This window comes from Arthrobacter sp. U41, assembly GCF_007679325.1.
GTDB lineage: Bacteria > Actinomycetota > Actinomycetes > Actinomycetales > Micrococcaceae > Arthrobacter.
Genome location: NZ_VEGI01000001.1, coordinates 476,943 through 493,338 on the forward strand (window position 1 = coordinate 476,943; position 16,396 = coordinate 493,338).

The 16,396-nt window shown below is 66.1% G+C and carries 11 protein-coding genes; 5 read left to right on the forward strand and 6 right to left on the reverse strand.

All coding sequences use genetic code 11. The annotated features are described in order from the left end of the window. Window positions 1-437: 437 nt before the first annotated feature. Complete coding sequence (locus tag FS787_RS02225) at window positions 438-2,774, forward strand: bifunctional polysaccharide deacetylase/glycosyltransferase family 2 protein (RefSeq protein WP_144670661.1); 2,337 nt, start codon at window positions 438-440, stop codon at window positions 2,772-2,774. A gap of 196 nt (window positions 2,775-2,970) precedes the next feature. Further along, window positions 2,971-3,942, forward strand: coding sequence for a chitinase (locus FS787_RS02230; RefSeq protein WP_144670663.1), 972 nt, complete (start codon window positions 2,971-2,973; stop codon window positions 3,940-3,942). A gap of 48 nt (window positions 3,943-3,990) precedes the next feature. Here FS787_RS02230 and FS787_RS02235 read toward each other — a convergent pair whose 3' ends face one another. From FS787_RS02235 to FS787_RS02245, 3 genes are read right to left on the reverse strand one after another with little or no spacing between them, the layout of a single operon-like run. Continuing rightward, entirely contained in the window at window positions 3,991-5,388 is a 1,398-nt protein-coding gene (locus tag FS787_RS02235; protein ID WP_260982356.1) for a class I SAM-dependent methyltransferase, read from the reverse strand. Next, complete coding sequence (locus FS787_RS02240) at window positions 5,385-6,116, reverse strand: DUF1365 domain-containing protein (protein WP_144670666.1); 732 nt, start codon at window positions 6,114-6,116, stop codon at window positions 5,385-5,387. The genes FS787_RS02235 and FS787_RS02240 overlap by 4 nt, the downstream gene beginning before the upstream one ends. Then, window positions 6,113-7,510, reverse strand: coding sequence for an NAD(P)/FAD-dependent oxidoreductase (locus FS787_RS02245; protein ID WP_144670668.1), 1,398 nt, complete (start codon window positions 7,508-7,510; stop codon window positions 6,113-6,115). The genes FS787_RS02240 and FS787_RS02245 overlap by 4 nt, the downstream gene beginning before the upstream one ends. Window positions 7,511-7,684: 174 nt before the next feature. Here FS787_RS02245 and FS787_RS02250 point away from each other — a divergent pair, with 174 nt between their 5' ends. Then, complete coding sequence (locus tag FS787_RS02250) at window positions 7,685-8,611, forward strand: LysR family transcriptional regulator (protein WP_144670670.1); 927 nt, start codon at window positions 7,685-7,687, stop codon at window positions 8,609-8,611. Window positions 8,612-8,628: 17 nt separating this feature from the next. Here the strand turns inward: FS787_RS02250 and FS787_RS02255 are convergent, their stop codons facing one another. After that, window positions 8,629-10,035: an aldehyde dehydrogenase family protein gene (locus FS787_RS02255; protein ID WP_144670672.1), complete on the reverse strand. Its 1,407-nt coding sequence runs from the start codon at window positions 10,033-10,035 to the stop codon at window positions 8,629-8,631. A gap of 91 nt (window positions 10,036-10,126) precedes the next feature. Between FS787_RS02255 and FS787_RS02260 the strand changes: the two genes are divergently transcribed. Beyond that, complete coding sequence (locus tag FS787_RS02260; protein ID WP_144670674.1) at window positions 10,127-12,022, forward strand: BCCT family transporter; 1,896 nt, start codon at window positions 10,127-10,129, stop codon at window positions 12,020-12,022. 63 nt (window positions 12,023-12,085) lie between these two features. Then, on the forward strand, window positions 12,086-12,592 hold the full coding sequence (locus FS787_RS02265; RefSeq protein WP_144671860.1) for a DUF2004 domain-containing protein: 507 nt from the start codon (window positions 12,086-12,088) through the stop codon (window positions 12,590-12,592). Window positions 12,593-12,722: 130 nt separating this feature from the next. On the opposite strand, the gene metE is transcribed toward FS787_RS02265, so the two are convergent. Then, window positions 12,723-15,083, reverse strand: coding sequence for a 5-methyltetrahydropteroyltriglutamate--homocysteine S-methyltransferase (gene metE / locus FS787_RS02270; protein WP_144670676.1), 2,361 nt, complete (start codon window positions 15,081-15,083; stop codon window positions 12,723-12,725). 27 nt (window positions 15,084-15,110) lie between these two features. Then, the gene (locus FS787_RS02275; protein WP_144670678.1) at window positions 15,111-16,115 is read right to left on the reverse strand and encodes a methylenetetrahydrofolate reductase; all 1,005 of its coding nucleotides are present in this window, start codon (window positions 16,113-16,115) and stop codon (window positions 15,111-15,113) included. Between the last annotated feature and the right edge of the window lie 281 nt (window positions 16,116-16,396).

The window sequence follows — 16,396 nt, forward strand, 5'->3', positions numbered from 1 at the left end:
TGATAAAGAACGCACAGAAGCGCGGCACGGGCGCCCCTTTTCGCATGGCGCATCGCCCTCCGTATGGCAGCTGAACGCCGCGTGTCCCCAGCCATCCGGTGGTGCCGCCAAAAGGACCGGTACCTTCCGCCCTTACTCGCATCGAAAGTCATCGGGCGCCGTAGTCCGTCCGCGAAACAAGTAGAACCGCCCGAAAAAGGCAGGTGTTTCTTACCCGTGTGTGACCCTATCCGGCGCTCCTAACCTCGGAGACATAAGGAGTACGCCGGTCCACGGGCGGCTCGTGCGGCCTAAGGAGAGAGATCAGATGAGCGCCGATTTCTCCTCCTGCAAATTGAACGCCGCTGCCGGCCTTAGACGCCGGGAACCAGCGTTGGCGCCCACTCCCTGATTCAGGTCAGGACTTCAGAAAAACGATTCCCTGGCGAGGCCCATTCATGACGAAATCAGCCCCTCTTTCCCTGAAACCCCCGGTTTTCTTTGACCCCAGCGGAAAACGTTGGCGGAGAATTCTTGTCGCCCTGGTGGCCAGCGTGACGTTGGTAATCCTCACTGTCGTCTGGATTCTCCCTGCCGCCAGTGCACCCTTATGGAAAGGTCAGGAAAACCAGTCCGCGGAGTATCCGCGCCAGCTGTTGTCCACCGCGGACCTAAAGAATATTCCCCGGATCGGCCCTGAAGGGGGCTTCGCTTTCGACCGGATCGCGCTCGTTGAGCGGGCCGACGGAAAGGTCCTGCTCAAGGATCCCTTCAGCAGTACCATCTGGCGGGAAGCCACGGCGGATGAGATTGAGCTGATCGGCGATAGCCCGTATGCCATGGAAACTTTTGGGAAACCGGCAGACCGCACGTTGATGTTGACGTTCGACGATGGGCCGGACCCCAGGAACACGCCAGAAATCCTGGATTTGCTGTCCCGTGAGGGTGTGCCGGCGACGTTCTTCACGGTAGGCGACAACGTCGTCAAGTACCCGGATATCTTCCGCCGCATAACGCAGGAAGGTCATATGGTGGGGAACCACACGATGTCCCACATCGATTTCTGGGCCCATGACGACCTGTTCAACCGCCAGCAGATCATCGGGGCGGACCGCGTAATGCGTGCCTCGGACAGCTATGCAACCCGGTTGTTCCGGATTCCGACCGGCGACCCGGGGAACAACTCCCTGGCCCTTCTGCAATCGCAGCAGCTGGGGTTCCTCCACATCAATATGGATTTTGATACGCGTGACTGGGCGTACGCGCCCGGAGTTCCGATCACACCCGAGAAATTGGACGGCCAGGGGCATATAGTTCTGGTGCACGATGGCGGCGGGGACCGCAGCGCAACCATCGAAATGCTCAAGACCTTTATTCCGATGGCCAAGGCGCAGGGCTACACCTTTACCACCGTCGCACCCATACTGCCGACCGAATTCGTACCCCAAAGCGACGTCAAGGGCGCAGTGGAGGACAATGCGACGTTGGCCGCGATGACCACGTATTTGGTCACTCCGAACGTTTTGCTCAGCTGGTTGTTCTGGTTCGGCATCGGCTCGCTGACCATCCTGACATTCCTTTATGTGGTCCTGGCACTGATCAACAATCGCCGGCAGAAAAAGCGCCTCTGGCCCGACATCAAAGACGAGGAGTGGCCTTTCGTCAGCGTCGTTCTGCCGGTCTTCAACGAAGAACTCGTTGTCGCCAAAACCCTCGACGCTCTCAGGGCCAGCGACTACCCGCGCATGGAGGTCGTCGCCATCAACGACGGCTCCACCGACGGCACGCTGGCGGTTCTTTCCGATTACGCCCGGACATGGCCGCAACTGCGCGTCATCGACCAAGCGAACGGCGGAAAATCGGCCGCAAGTAATCACGGAATAAAACAATCCCGCGGCGACATCGTGATCACCCTCGACGGTGACACGCTGTTTGAACCGCAGACGATCAAGATGTTCGCCCGGCATTTCCTGGAACCACGGAACGGGAAGATCGTCGGCGCGGTTGCCGGACTGGTGAAAGTCGGAAACCGCCGCAATATCCTGACGGCCTGGCAGGGCCTGGAATATCTCTCCGGCATCTGTGTCACCCGAATGGCGGAGGGCCTCATGGGAGCAATCTCGATTGTTCCCGGCGCCTGCGCGGCATGGCGGAGGGACGCACTCGTCAAAGCGGGCGGCTACTCCCATGACACGCTCGCAGAGGACGCCGACCTGACCCTCTCACTGCAGCAACTCGGTTACAGCATCGTCCAGGAGAACTCAGCCGTCGCATGGACGGAGGCTCCCATGACTGTCCGGGGATTGTTCAAGCAGCGGCTCCGCTGGACCTTTGGCAATATCCAGACCCTGTACAAGCACCGGCACATGCTCTTCAATCCCCGGTTCGGCGCACTCGGCTTGCTGACCATGCCGTACGCACTGATCTCAGTACTTGTCCCGCTGGTTTTTATGCCCCTAACGGTCGTCGTCGCGGTGACCAGCCTCGCCCGTGGGGAATGGCAGGCCGTCGCGCTGTTCTCGCTGTTCGTCATTGCAACCCACATGCTCATTTCGATTGTGGCGATAGTGATGGTCGGTGAGAGCCCCACGCACCTCCTGGTGGTGCCCATCTACAGGCTCATTTACGAACCCCTCCGCGCCTATGTGTTGTTCGGCTCCATGATCCTGGCACTACGGGGCACCGCGGTCGGCTGGTACAGGCCCGAACGGACCAACAGCGTCCTGATGCCGGCTGGCCTCGGGAAGCTGGGCCCCCTGGCCCCGGCGACCTCCGATCGTTTGGCCGCTTCGTGACCACAGGCCTTCCGGCCGGGAAACCGCCAGAGTGCTGGCGACCCTGCCGGCTGGTGAACATTGGAGAGCATGCATGCGTTCACGACAGTCGCCAGTGTCCCGCAGTTGGAGCAGGTTACTGGCGGCCGCCGCCGTCGTGATGGCCGTGGCGACCTGCGCTCCCGCGGCTCCGGGGAACTACGGCCGGGAGGATGCAATGAGCAAGAGCCCGGCGCCCCAGCAGTGGTTCGGCGGCTACCTTGACGTGACCTTGACCCCGAACCTTCGGCTCCAGGACCTGCCCGCGCAGGGTACCGTCACTGCCGTCCTGTCATTCATCGGGGCCCATCCGCAGCAGCCCTGCCGACCATCCTGGGACGGCTACTACACTCTTGACCAGGACGATGCCGGCCTGGCCCTCGAGGGGCAGGTGAGATCCTTCCGCGGGGCCGGCAATGACGTCGCGATAGCTTTTGGGGGTCAGCTCGCCACGGAGCTGGCCGTAGCCTGCACCGACGTCAAAGCGCTGGCTCAGGCTTACACGGCGGTCATCACAAAGTATCGCCTCGATACTTTGGATTTCGACGTCGAAGGCGACGGCCTGTCGGATCACTCCGCATCGGCGAGGCGCGCCGAAGCCGTCGCGCGCATTCAGGGAGACCGTCCGGCAGGCGATCCGCTGAAGGTGTGGCTGACCCTTCCGGTGTCGACGGACGGACTCACCCCGGACGGCGAAACGTCCGTCACCGCCATGCTCGATGCCGGAGTGGAACTCGCCGGCATCAACATCATGGTGATGAACTTCGGACCGCTGGCGCCGGGCCAGACAATGCTCGACGCGGCCAAGAGCGCGGCCGAGGCCACCCATCAGCAACTTGAGGCGCTGTATCGGAATGCCGGTAAACCTCTCGAGGCCGCGGCCCTCTGGAACAGGATGGGGCTCACGCCCATGATCGGCGAGAACGACGTGAAGGGCCAGGTGTTCACCCTCGCGGACGCGGAGGGCCTGAACAGCTTCGCCGTGGAACGCGGGATCGGGCGGATGTCCATGTGGTCCTCCAACAGGGATACTGCGTGCACTTCCTCGAGCCCGCGCGAACCGGGCAGCAACGCGTCCAGCAGCTGCAGCGGAGTGGCGCAAGAGCCCGGGATGTTCGCCAAAGTGCTCGGCAAAACCTTTGCCGGCTAAGCCGCTGCCCGGGCCGGCTACCTGCCGCCTGCCTTTCTACCTGGCTGTCTACCTGCTTGCGGCCTTGTCCAGCACGATCTGCTGCACATCAAGGTAGCCGGTCTCGAACCCGGCGCGGGAGTAGCAAAGGTAGAACAGCCACATCCGCTGGAAGACCTCGTCAAAACCGAGGGCCCTGACATCGTCGGCGCGGCCCATAAAACGCTCCTCCCAGAGCCGCAGTGTCTGGGCGTAATGCTCGCCCATGGCGAGGCGTTCACGGACCCGGAGCCCGGTCTGCTTCTCGGTGATCTCCTCGATGGCCCGGACCGATGGGATGACGCCGCCGGGGAAGATGTACTTGTGCACCCAGGTGTAGCTGGTCCGGGTGGCGATCAGCCGGTCGTGGCCGATGGTGATGGCCTGGATGGCCACCTTGCCGCCGGGGGCCAGGACCCGCTCGATTGTCTGGAAGTACGTGGCCCAGTACTCGTAGCCGACCGCCTCGATCATCTCGACCGAGACAACGGCGTCGAACTCGCCCTCCACGGCGCGGTAGTCCTTGAGTTCGATCGTGACGGCGTCGGCGTAGCCGGCCTCGGCTACGCGCTGCCGGGCCAGTTCCTGCTGCTCGCTGGACAGCGTCACGGAGTAGACAGTCGCCCCGCGGGCCGCGGCGCGGAGGGCCAGCTCGCCCCAGCCGGTGCCGATTTCAAGTACGCGCGTCCCCTCAGTGACGCCGGCCCTGTCCAGCAGCCGGTCGATCTTCGCCTGCTGCGCGGCAGCCAGGCCGTCCCAGGCAACGTTCCGCAGCGCATCGCCGCTCTCCGGGAAGAGGGCGCTGGAATACGTCATGGTGTTGTCAAGGAACGTCGCGAAGAGTTCGTTGGACAGGTCGTAGTGCCGGGAGATGTTGGAGCGGGTGTTCTGCTCCGTGTTCCGTTCCGTGCGCGGGGTGCGCGGAAGGTAGAGACCGCGCAGTTTCTGCAGCGGCTCCGGCACCAGGGTCCCCACCCGTGCGGCGAAGACTTCCATCACCGCCGTGAGGTCATCGGCGTCCCAGTCCCCGGCCATGTAGGACTCCCCCAGGCCGATCAGCCCGCCGTCGCCGAGCCGGGCGGCGAAAGCCTCCGGACGGTTCATGGTCATGACCGGGAAAACCTGGCCCGGTTCGGCCTGGCCGGACGCGGCCCTGCCCAGAACTGTGCCGTCGGGGTAGCGCACCTCCAGCGGAAGGCGGCGCACGGCGGCGCGGAAGATGGCATCCGCGGCCCGGCCTGCCAACCGGGCCTTGAAGCTCGAAGGCACGGTGGCAACGCTGGGCCAGACGGCGGCGTCGATGGCTGCGGGCGGCTGCGGCACCGTGTAGGGCACACCCGGGTTCGCCTGGGCAATCGTCTGGGCCGGGTTCGTCTGGGCCGGGTTCGTCTGCGCCGTGTGGGGTCCGGTCGCTTCGGTCATGGTCACTGGACTGCCTCCTGTGAGGGGTGGTGTGGTCTTTTGACGACGGGCAACTTACGTGCCCAGAGTTTGATTCCCTGCCAGCGGATCTGCGCTGCGACACGCAGCGGCGCCAGCGGGACGGCGAGCGCCGCCGCCAGGATGTTCGGCACGGTGGCTTCGCGGCGGACGCCGTCCACAGTTGCGACGAAGGGCTTCTGCCCCTCCCGCTCCAGGACGATCGAGACGGCGAGCCGCTCTGCGGGTTCCGGAAGCTTCATCCGGTACCGGCCTTCGACGTCGTTGAACGGGGAGACGTAGAACGCCTTCGGGACGGTGGCCCGGCCGGCGTCGTCGGTCTCCAGGAGGTAGCAGTGCCGCTCCCCATAGGTGTTGTGGACCTCTGCGATGACGCAGCGCAGCCCGCCCGCGGGGTCGTGGCACCAGAACAGGCTCAGCGGGTTGAAGACATGTCCGAAGACCCGGGCGCTGGCCAGCATGGTGATCCGGCCGCCGTCGAGCGTGATGCCCTGGGTGGCAAGGTAGCGCTCGACGTTGCCGCGCAGTGTCCCGTCCGGGTCGCCCAGGTGGTCCGCCACGGAGAAGCCGGCCAGCGGGGCCAGCCAGCGCGGGAGGCTGGGGAGGGCATCGACGTCGACGTACCAGCTGTAGCTGCGGTAGGTGAAGGCGTTGTGCAACGGGGTGCGGCGCACATGCGCGATGGACGTGCGGTAGATGGCAGCCGATGTGTTCATGAGCCCTCCGCGGGCACGGACTGCAGGTCGGGATCGACGGCGACGGCGCGGTACTCCTCGTTGAGCACGACGGCGGGGTCATCCCACGTGCGACCGAGCCGCTCCGCTGCCTTGACGCCGGACAGGGCGCCGTCCTCGTGGAACCCCCAGCCGTGGTAGGCGCCGGCGAAGGCCAGCCGGTCATCGCCGAGCGTCAGGATCCTCTGCTGGGCCTTCAGGGAATCCGGGGTGTACTGCGGGTGCTCGTAGACCATGCGCTCAATCACGGTGTCGTCCCCAATCAGCTCGGATTCGCCCAGGCTGACAATGTAGCGCCCCAGGTCCACGGGGGCCAGCCGCTGCAGCCGGGTCATGTCGTAGCTGACCAGGACCTTGTCCGGCCGGGCGTCGCAGGACGGCAGCCGGTAGTTCCAGGACGCCTTGGCGTTGTCGCTGGACGGCAGAACGGCGGCATCGCGGTGGAAGACCGTGTGGTTGACCGAGTACGGCATGCCGGCCAGGGCCTCGCGCTCGGCCGGCGAGGCGTCGGTGAGCATGTCCAGGGCCTGGGCCGGGTGGGTGGCGATGACCACGGCATCGAAGTTTTCGGTGGACACTGTTCCCGTACGGGTGGTCGTGGTCAGCTCCACACCGTGCTTGTGGCGGCGCACTCCGGTGACCGGGCTGGACAGTCGGATATCCGGCAGGGTGGCGGCGACCCTGTCCACATAGGTGCGCGAGCCGCCGGTGACGGTGCGCCACTGCGGTGAACCGGAGACCCCGAGCAGCCCGTGGTGTCCCAGGAAGGTGAAGAGGTAGCGTGCCGGGTAAGCCAGCGCCGTGGTGGGATCGCAGGACCAGACCGCGCTCACCACGGGGGTCATGAAGTGCGAGATGAAGTAGCTGCTGAACTTCTCCCGGGCCAGGAACTCCCCCAATGTGAGCTCCGGCGCCCCGGCTTTCGCTTCCTCGGCAAGCAAGGCGCGGGCCCTGCGGTAGAAGCGCATCACCTCGAGGAGCATCAGCAGGTAGCGTCCGCGCAGCACGGTGGAGGGCCGCGGAAGGATGCCGCGGCCCTTGGCCCGGGCCCCGGCGTACTCCAGCCCGCAGCCGTCGCATCGGACGGACATGCTCATTTCGGAGTCCTGCGTCTCAATGCCCAGTTCGGCGAAGAGCCGCAGGAGCGTGGGGTACGTCCGTTCGTTGTGGACGATGAAGCCAGTGTCGATCCCCAGCATGGGACCGCCGGCCTGCCTGACGTCGTGGGTGTGGGCGTGGCCGCCCAGCCGTGCGTCCGCTTCGAAGAGGGTCACAGTGTCCTGCCGGTTCAGCACGTACGCGGCGGTCAGGCCCGCCACGCCGCTGCCGATCACAGCTACTCGCCGGCCCGGGGGAAATCCTGCTGCATCTGACACTGGTCTGCTCCTGTTGGCTCTGCCGGAATCGTCCTGGTGAATCGTCTTATGGGCAATTCGTCGCCGCGGGGCTGACGGATGTGTGCGACTTTTCAGCAATTCGCTTTTCTCCAATGTGCCAGAATGAAGCGGGATTGCGGTCCCGCCTCACCGGAACACGCGAAGGGCAAACCTTTGATCAACCCCGTTCATCTGCGGACCCTTGTCGAAGTGACCAGGCTCGGCTCTTTCGCGGCGGCCGCCACGCGGCTCGGCTACACGGCGTCGGCGGTCTCCCAGCAGATGGCGGCGCTGGAGCGGGACACCGGCGTCGAACTGTTCCAGCGATCGGCCCGCAGCATCCAGCCCACCGAAGCGGCGTTGGTGATGACCCGGCACGCGGCCAAGGTCCTCACGGACATCGAGGCGCTGATGGCGGCGGCCTCCCGCACCGGGGATCCCGCGCGGCAGGAACTCCGGCTGGGCATCTTCCCCAGCCTGGCCACCTATGTGCTGCCGCGGCTTTTGGGGAACCCGGCGTGGAAGAAACTCGGCATCGACCTGCGGGTTTCCGTGGCGGAACCGGCCCAGACCATCCAGGGCCTGCGCACCGGCGGCGAGCTTGACGTCGCCCTCGTGTACCAGGTGGGGCAATCGGGCCTCGCATGGCCGCACACCGTCAACCGGCAGTGGATCGGCGACGACGACTTCCGGGTGGTGCTGCCGGCGGCCTGGGGCATCGGCACGGATTCAAAGGTGGCGGCGGACCACCTCTCCGACATGCCGTGGATTGTGCACCACCCCGGCACCTCGGACGCCACCGTGATCGAGCGGCTCTTTGCCAGCTGCAACCTGCACCCGCGGGTGGTCGCCTACAGCGATGACTTCCATGCCAGCCTCGAGATGGCGGCGGCGGGACTGGGCGCGGCCCTGGTTCCCGAGCTGGCGCTGCTGCACCGACCGGCCGGCGTGGTGGTGCTGGATGTCCCCGAGATCCGGCTGGCACGCAACGTCTTTGCCTTGCTGATCAATGAAAAACAGACGGCGCAGGTCCAGCTTTTCGTCGAACTCCTGGCCGACACCTTCAACTCCTCCACCCCGAAACAGGGCGTCGCCCGCTAAGGGCAATCAGCGCCGAATCAGCGGCGGCGCAGCCGCCGGCGGAGTCCCGTGCCCATCCCGGCGAGCGCGCTGATGATCCGGTGTTTGGCTGGGCTGTAGGGCGGGTAGATCAGTTCCAGGGTGTCCGGCCGCTGGGGCTTGGCCAGGGTGGACCGTTCATGGGAGAACGTCCGGAGCGAGTGCTCACCGTGGTAGGCGCCCATGCCGCTGCCGCCGACCCCTCCGAACGGCAGGCCCGGGACCATCAGGTGCGCGGCCGGGACGTCGAAGCAGAGCGCTCCCGACGAGGTGCGTTCCGCGAACGCCCGGCGCGTGCCGGCGTCGTTACTGAACACGTACAGCGCCAGCGGCTTGGCGCCGTCGTTGATCATCCGGATGGCCTCATCCCGGCCGGCCACCGGGACCAGCGGGAGCAGCGGCCCGAAGATCTCCTCCCCCATGACAGTGTCCCCGGTGGCGGGCCGGAGCAGGGTCGGGGCGAAGTGGCGGCTCGCGGCGTCCCGTTCGCCGCCGTGGACCACGGTGCTGCCGTCGGCGAGGGCGGCAATCCGTTGGAAGTGGCGGTCGTTGACGATCCTGCCGTAGGAGCCGCTGCGGGCCGAGTCCGGACCGAAGAGCGCGCCGATCGCTTTGACCAGCTCGCGCTCCAGCGGCACCAGCACGTCCTCGGTGGCCAGGATGTAGTCGGGCGCCACGCAGGTCTGGCCGGCGTTCATGAACCGGCCCCACGCGAGCCGTTTGGCTGCCCTGGCCAGGTCTGTGGACGAGTCCACGTAGGCCGGTGATTTGCCGCCCAGTTCCAGGGTGACCGGCGTCAGGTTCTCTGCCGCCGCGCGCAGCACCGCCTTGGCCGCGGTTTCCCCACCGGTGAAGAAGATGTGGTCAAAGCGCTGGCCCAGCAGGGCCGCGGTTTCCGGGATGCCGCCCTGGACCACCTCGGCCGCGCCTGCCAGATACTCCGGAATCCAGCGCGCCATTGCCGCCGAGGTGGCGGGGGCGTGTTCGCTCGGCTTGAGTACCACAGTGTTGCCGGCCGCGAGCGCACCGGCCAGCGGGGCGAGCAGCAGCTGCAGAGGATAGTTCCACGGGCCGATCACCAGCACGACCCCCAGCGGGGTCAGTTCGGTCCACGCTTTGGCCGGCTGGACAGCGAGCGGCACAGCGACCGGACGCGGCCGCAGCCAGGCCTCGAGGTTCTTTTCCAGGTGCGCGGCTTCGGCCGTGACAAAGCCGATTTCCGTCAGCAGGGACTCGGTGGCGTGCTTGCCCAGGTCGGCGCGCAGTGCTTCGGCGAACTCTGTGCGGCGCTCGGCCAGCATCCGGCGCAGGCTGCCAAGCTGCTCCAGCCGCCAGGCCAGGGGGCGGGTCACTCCGCTGTCATAGAGTTCACGGGCGCGGTCGACGGCGTCAGAAGCAGGTTGCATGAACTCAATGTACCGGGGCGGTGTGCACCCCCGCACCGTTTCCCGGATCCAACCCGTATTCCAGCCAGAGTCCGGCCGGTACGCTGAAGAGATGGCTGAAATTACTAGACCCCGGATAGTCGAACGGTGGGTCTTCTGGCCGGCCGCCGTGCTTGTGACCATCTTCGCATTGTTCGCACTGCTGGCTCCCAAGACCGCCGAGGCGATGTTCAGCACCGTCCAGGCGAATATCGTGAACTCCTTCAACTGGTACTACGTCCTCATTACAGCGTTCTTTGTTGTCTTCAGCCTTTTCCTGGGCTTCAGCCGTTTTGGTGATATCAAGCTCGGCCATGACGACGACGAACCCGAGTTTTCCCTCCTGGCATGGTTTGCGCTGCTGTTCGCTGCCGGCATGGGCATCGGCCTGGTCTTCTACGGTGTCAGCGAGCCGCTGAGCCACTTCGCGAGCCCCCGCCCCGGAGTCAGCGGCACACCTCCGGAACTGGCCCAGCAGGCGCTCAGCCAGACTTATCTGCATTGGGGGGTGCACGCCTGGTCCATCTATGTGGTGATCGGGCTGGCCCTCGCCTACGCGATCCACCGCCGCAAGCGGCCGGTCTCCATCCGGTGGGCGCTTGAGCCGCTTCTCGGCAAGCGCGTCCAAGGCTCCTGGGGCAACGCCATCGACGTCGTCGCCTTGGTCGGCACCCTCTTCGGCGTAGCCACCTCGCTGGGACTTGGCGTCCTGCAGATCAGCGCCGGGCTGGAAAGCATCAACCTGGTCCAGGCAAGCCGCGGTTCGGAAATCGCCATCATCCTCATCATTTCCTTCTTCGTCCTGTTGTCCGTCCTCTCCGGACTGACCAAGGGCATGAAGTGGCTTTCCTCCATCAATCTGGTCCTGGCCGGACTGCTGGTCGTTTATTTGCTCGTCTTTGGCCCGTCGACCTTCCTGCTGCGTGAGTTCGTGCAATCGATGGGCGCATACATCCAGAACTTCGTGTCCCTGTCCTTCAACGTCAACGCGTTCTCCGGGGAGGCCGGTGCGTCATGGCAGGCGTCCTGGACCTCGTTCTACTGGGGTTGGTGGATCTCGTGGGCCCCGTTCGTCGGCATTTTCATTGCGCGCATCTCCCGGGGCCGGACCGTTCGACAGTTTGTGGCCGGCGTAATCCTGGTGCCTACGCTCATCGGCATCCTGTGGTTCAGTGTGCTCGGCGGTACAGCCCTCGCCATCGAACTCAGCGGCACCGGGACGCTGCTGGAGGCAGACGGCAGCGTCGACGTCTCCAGCGCCCTGTTCAACATGCTCAACTTCATCCCCGGCACCCCGGTCCTGACAGTCGGTGTGATTCTGCTGATCGCTATTTTCTTTATCACCTCCTCCGACTCCGGCGCCCTGGTGATGGGCATGATCGCCACCGGCGGCCAGGTGAATCCGAAGAAGCGCATCCGCACCTTCTTTGTTTTCATCACAGCCATCCTGGCCATTTCGCTACTGCTCTCCGGCGGCCTCGTGGCGCTGCAGACCGCGGCGATCATCATCGCCCTGCCGTTCAGCGTCGTTATGCTGCTCATCTGCTGGTCCACCTACATCGCGTTCAGCCGTGAGCGCCGGGCGTACGAAAAAGCCCGCCGTGCGCAATTGGTCGACCACATCGGTGATTTCTACGGGCTCGAAGTGGAGGAACTCGCCGAAAACGGCATCCTCGGAGGCACCCCACGCTGGATGCAGATGCTGCGGCGCCGCGGCGCGCCCGCGGGGGCGGCGGTCCCCGAGGAGATCCTGCCCAGCCCGGAACCCTCGACCGCCGCGGTGGACACCCTCATGGCCAGCGCGCCGCATCCGCGGCACGCCTCCCAACTGGCCCTGCAGGTTGAAAACGCCGAGGCGGACGGAGTGCTCATCGCCGATGTGGACGACGTCGTGGACCATGACCCCCGGGCGTCCCAGGACGTTCAGGACGTACCTGATCGAGGCGACGCCACACCCAGCAGATGGTGAGTCCGCCAGACAAAGGACAACGGAATGCTGGAACGGGCCGGTTTTGAGGACTATGTTGAAGATATGAACAAGGTAGCGAGCAAGCACTTCGGAGAGGTCGAGCTCAACCACGGGAGGGATCACAATCTCACCGCAAAGCATGAGCTGGCGGGCCAGATCGTGGAGCTTGACCTGAATGTCAATGCGCATGACCACTTCGACGAAGCGGCGATGCACAAGGTTGACTACCGGCTGCGCTTCCTGCCCGAACTCGTGGACCAGGTCCGGGAAATGATCGCCGAGGAACTGGAGCAGGACGGCACCAGCCCCCAGGAGTACCGGCACTTCCACTGCAACGCCATCAAGGATGAGCACCTGCGGACAGTGTTCGGCGTCGAGGACAAGAGCCAGCTCACCGACGCTGTGTTCCTCAAGGCCCTGAAGCTGGGCCACGTGGGCATCTTCCCCGGCCAGCCGGAACGCTATTTCGTCCTGGACTTCACCCTCGGTTCGCACTTCACTGACGAGGTGCTGGTGGCGTCCGCGGACGAGGACGGAGTGGTGGATGACGAGATCCTCTGGGTCTCCTGAATCCATTGCTCCGCAGCCGCCCTTTTAACCCTCAAAACGGCGCTTACTCAGCAATCGATGATGAGAACGTACGACGGCGGCCGGTCACCCTTCAGGGGTGGCCGGCCGCCGTCGTCGGTTCGGGTGCCGGCTACTTGGCGGCTTCCAAAAGTCCGGCGCGGACCGTCCGGGTGGCCGTGACTAGGTTGCGCAGGGACTCTTCGGTCTCGGCGTAACCGCGGGTCTTCAAGCCGCAGTCCGGGTTGACCCAGAGCTGGCGGGACGGGACGTGCTTGACGGCGGTGTTGAGCAGTTCGGTGACTTCCTGCTCACCCGGGACACGCGGCGAGTGGATGTCGTAAACGCCCGGGCCGACGCCGCGGCCGAAGCCGTGGGATTCGAGGTCGTGGACCACTTCCATGCGGGAGCGGGCGGCCTCGATCGAGGTGACGTCGGCGTCGAGGCCGTCGATTGCGTCGATGATGGCGCCGAACTCCGAGTAGCACAGGTGCGTGTGGACCTGGGTGGCGTCCGCGGCGCCGGCGGTGGCGAGCCGGAACGACTTCACGGACCAGTCCAGGTACGCGGCCTGATCGGCCTTGCGCAGCGGCAGGAGCTCGCGCAGGGCGGGCTCGTCCACCTGGATGACCTTGATGCCGGCGGCTTCCAGGTCGGCGATTTCGTCGCGGAGGGCCAGGGCAACCTGGTTGGCGGTCTCGCCGAGCGGCTGGTCGTCGCGGACGAAAGACCAGGCGAGGATCGTGACCGGACCGGTGAGCATGCCCTTCATCGGCTTGCTGGTCAGGGACTGCGCGTACCGGGCCCACTCCACCGTGATGGGGGCGCTGCGGGTGACGTCGCCCCACAGGATCGACGGGCGGGTGCAGCGGGAGCCGTAGGACTGGACCCAGCCGTGCACCGTGACGTCGAAGCCTTCGAGGTTCTCGGCGAAGTACTGGACCATGTCGTTGCGCTCGGGCTCGCCATGGACCAGGACGTCGAAGCCCAGCTCTTCCTGCAGCGCCACGACCCGCTTGATCTCGTCCTTCATGAGCTGCTGGTACTGCTCGGTGCTGAGTTCGCCCTTGTTGGCGCGGGCCCGGGCGGTACGGATTTCGCCGGTCTGCGGGAAGGACCCGATGGTGGTGGTGGGCAGCGGCGGCAGGTGCAGGGCTTCGGTCTGTGCGGCCTCGCGGAGCGCGTAGTCGGAGCGGCTGAAGTCGGCCCCGGTCAGGGCGGCGGTGCGGTTCCGGACCTCGGCGCGGCGGACGCCGTCGGCGGCGGCGCGGGAGGCGATGACGCGGGTGGCTTCATCGATGGCCGGCTGCACATCCCTTGATTGAACACCAGTTGCCGGGTCCGTAAGCAGGCCGGCGAGGGTGACAACCTCGGTGGCCTTCTGGTCCGCGAACGCGAGCCAGCTGCGCAGCTGCGCGGAGAGCTGGACCTCCTCCTCGACGTCGTGCGGGACGTGCTGGGTGGAGGTGGAGGTGCTGACGGCCAGCCTGGCGACGGACTTCTGCAGCTCGGCGATCTTGGCCGCGGAGACGGCAAGATCGTTGCGCCAGATGTTGTGGCCGTCCACGACGCCGGCAACCAGGGTCGTGTTGCCCAGTGCGGCCAGGGCCGCGGCGGAGGGAACCTCGCCCTTGAAGACGTCCAGGTGCAGGGCGTCGATGCCGGTTGCGGCGAGGGTTCCCAGCTGACCGTTGAGGGCGCCGTAGGGGGTGGAGACGAACAGCTGCGGACGCGCGGCGGCAGCGGAGAGCACCTCGTAGGAGCGGGCGACAGCGGCCTGGATTTCGCCGGCGGGGGTGTCCTGGTCCACCACGAGGGCGGGCTCGTCCAGCTGGACCCAGCCGGCGCCGGCGGCGGCCAGCTTCTCCAGGAGCGCCGTGTAGACGGGGAGGACGTCCTCGAGGCGGGACAGCGGGCTGAAGCCTGCAGGGGCGCCGTCGGAGGCCTTGCTCAGCAGCAGGAAGGTGACCGGGCCGACGATGTACGGGCGGGTCTCAATGCCCTTGGCGAGGGCGTATTCGAACTCCTCGACGATGCGGTTGGAGGTCAGCGTGAAGCTGCTCTCCGGTCCGATTTCCGGGACGAGGTAGTGGTAGTTGGTGTCGAACCACTTGGTCATTTCCAGTGGCTGCTGGTCCTTGTTGCCGCGGGCCAGGGTGAAGTAGCCGTCGATGTCGAGCTGGCCGTCGGCGTCCAGGAGGTTGCCGAAGCGGGCCGGTACGGCGCCGAGGTGGGCGGCGGCGTCGAGGACCTGGTCGTAGTAGGAGAACGTGCCGGGAACGGCGGCGGCCTCGGTGAGGCCCAGGCCCTGGAGGCGCTTGGCGGTGCCGAGCTGGATCTCCTTGGCGGCGGCGTCCAGGGCGGCGGCGTCGATCTTGCCGGCCCAGTAGGCCTCCACGGCCTTCTTGAGTTCGCGGCGGCGGCCGATGCGCGGGTAGCCCAGGATCGAGGCGGCCGGGAACGGGGTGGGGGTGAGCGTGTTCTGTTCAGTCATGGGAAGTCCTAAGTGTTGGTGGGGAGGTCAGCTGGCGAGCTGGCGGCGGCCGGCTGCGGGCCTGCTGCTGCTGTGCCGGTTGCCGCTGTGCCGGTTGCCACTGTTCCGATTGCCTCGTTGAGGGCGGGCCAGGGCGAGTTTGTCCAGCACGTCCAGGGCGGCCGTGTGTTCGTTGAAGGTGTAGAGGTGCAGTCCGGGGGCGCCGGCATCCAGGGCCGCGTTGGCCAAATCCACGGTGGCGCCGACCCCGATCCGGGTGCGTTCGGCGTCGGAATCGGCGGCGGCGAGCCGGTCGATGAGTTCCGGGTCCGGTTCGACGCCGGTCAGCTCGCCGAGGCGGGTGAGCCGGCGGATGCTGGTCAGCGGCATGACGCCGGGGATGATCGGGATGGTGACGCCGGCCCGGCGTGCCCGGGTCAGGAGGTCCGCGTACTGCTCGGTGTGGAAGAAGACCTGGGTGATGGCGAAGTCGGCGCCGGAGCGCTGCTTGGCCAGCAGCACCTCGACGTCGTGCGCCTCATTCGGGGACTCCGGGTGCCGCGTGGGGTACGCGGCGACGCCGACGGCCACCTTGCCGGCGCACAGCAGCGCGGAGCGGCGCTGTTCTACGCGGCGGATGAGCTCGATCAGGTCCTGGGCGTAGCGCAGTGAACCCTCGGGCGGGACGCCGCCGTCCTTGGGCTGGTCACCGCGCAGGGCCAGGATGCCGCGCACGCCGACGTCGAGCAGTTCGCCGATGATCTCGGCGAGCTCCTGCGGCGAGTTCCCCACGCAAGTCAGGTGTGCCAGCGGCCGCAGGGTGGTTTCCTGGACGAGGCGGTTGATGAGCTCGACGGCGGTGTCCCGGTTGGAGCCGCTGGCGCCGTAGGTGACGGAGACGTAGTCCGGGTCCGTGCTTTCCAGTTCGCCGATGGTGGTCCAGAGCGATTCCGCTGCAGCGGGCGACCGCGGCGGGAAGAGCTCATAGGACAGCGCGACGGGGGCCGTGCCGGCAAGATTTGGGTGGGTGTCAATAAGGCTTGGTGGAGACATTTGCGTCCTTGGCTGTGAGCACTGACGGCTTTGCCCGGAAACGGGTGCCGACGGTGAGTTGAGTTTGGGGAACACGGAGCACACTCCGGCAGGACGCAGCCGCGACTGTTACGCCTGATACGAAGTTGTCCGTGAGCAAATGTCAGGCCCACATGGGGGCACCCACACCCTCCTGGGCCGCCGTGGGGCTGACCGTGAGCGGAGGATCGCTGACACGTTACTGAGGTAACTTGGATAAGACTCTACGGGCCGTCCGGGAGGCGGATCAAGTCCGGGTCCGA

Coding starts and splice junctions, on each gene's coding strand:
- FS787_RS02225 (WP_144670661.1), top strand. CDS start 438: ATGACGAAATCAGCCCCTCTTTCCCTGAAACCCCCGGTTTTCTTTGAC.
- FS787_RS02230 (WP_144670663.1), top strand. CDS start 2,971: ATGAGCAAGAGCCCGGCGCCCCAGCAGTGGTTCGGCGGCTACCTTGAC.
- FS787_RS02240 (WP_144670666.1), bottom strand. CDS start 6,116: ATGAACACATCGGCTGCCATCTACCGCACGTCCATCGCGCATGTGCGC.
- FS787_RS02255 (WP_144670672.1), bottom strand. CDS start 10,035: ATGCAACCTGCTTCTGACGCCGTCGACCGCGCCCGTGAACTCTATGAC.
- FS787_RS02260 (WP_144670674.1), top strand. CDS start 10,127: ATGGCTGAAATTACTAGACCCCGGATAGTCGAACGGTGGGTCTTCTGG.
- FS787_RS02265 (WP_144671860.1), top strand. CDS start 12,086: ATGAACAAGGTAGCGAGCAAGCACTTCGGAGAGGTCGAGCTCAACCAC.
- metE (WP_144670676.1), bottom strand. CDS start 15,083: ATGACTGAACAGAACACGCTCACCCCCACCCCGTTCCCGGCCGCCTCG.
- FS787_RS02275 (WP_144670678.1), bottom strand. CDS start 16,115: ATGTCTCCACCAAGCCTTATTGACACCCACCCAAATCTTGCCGGCACG.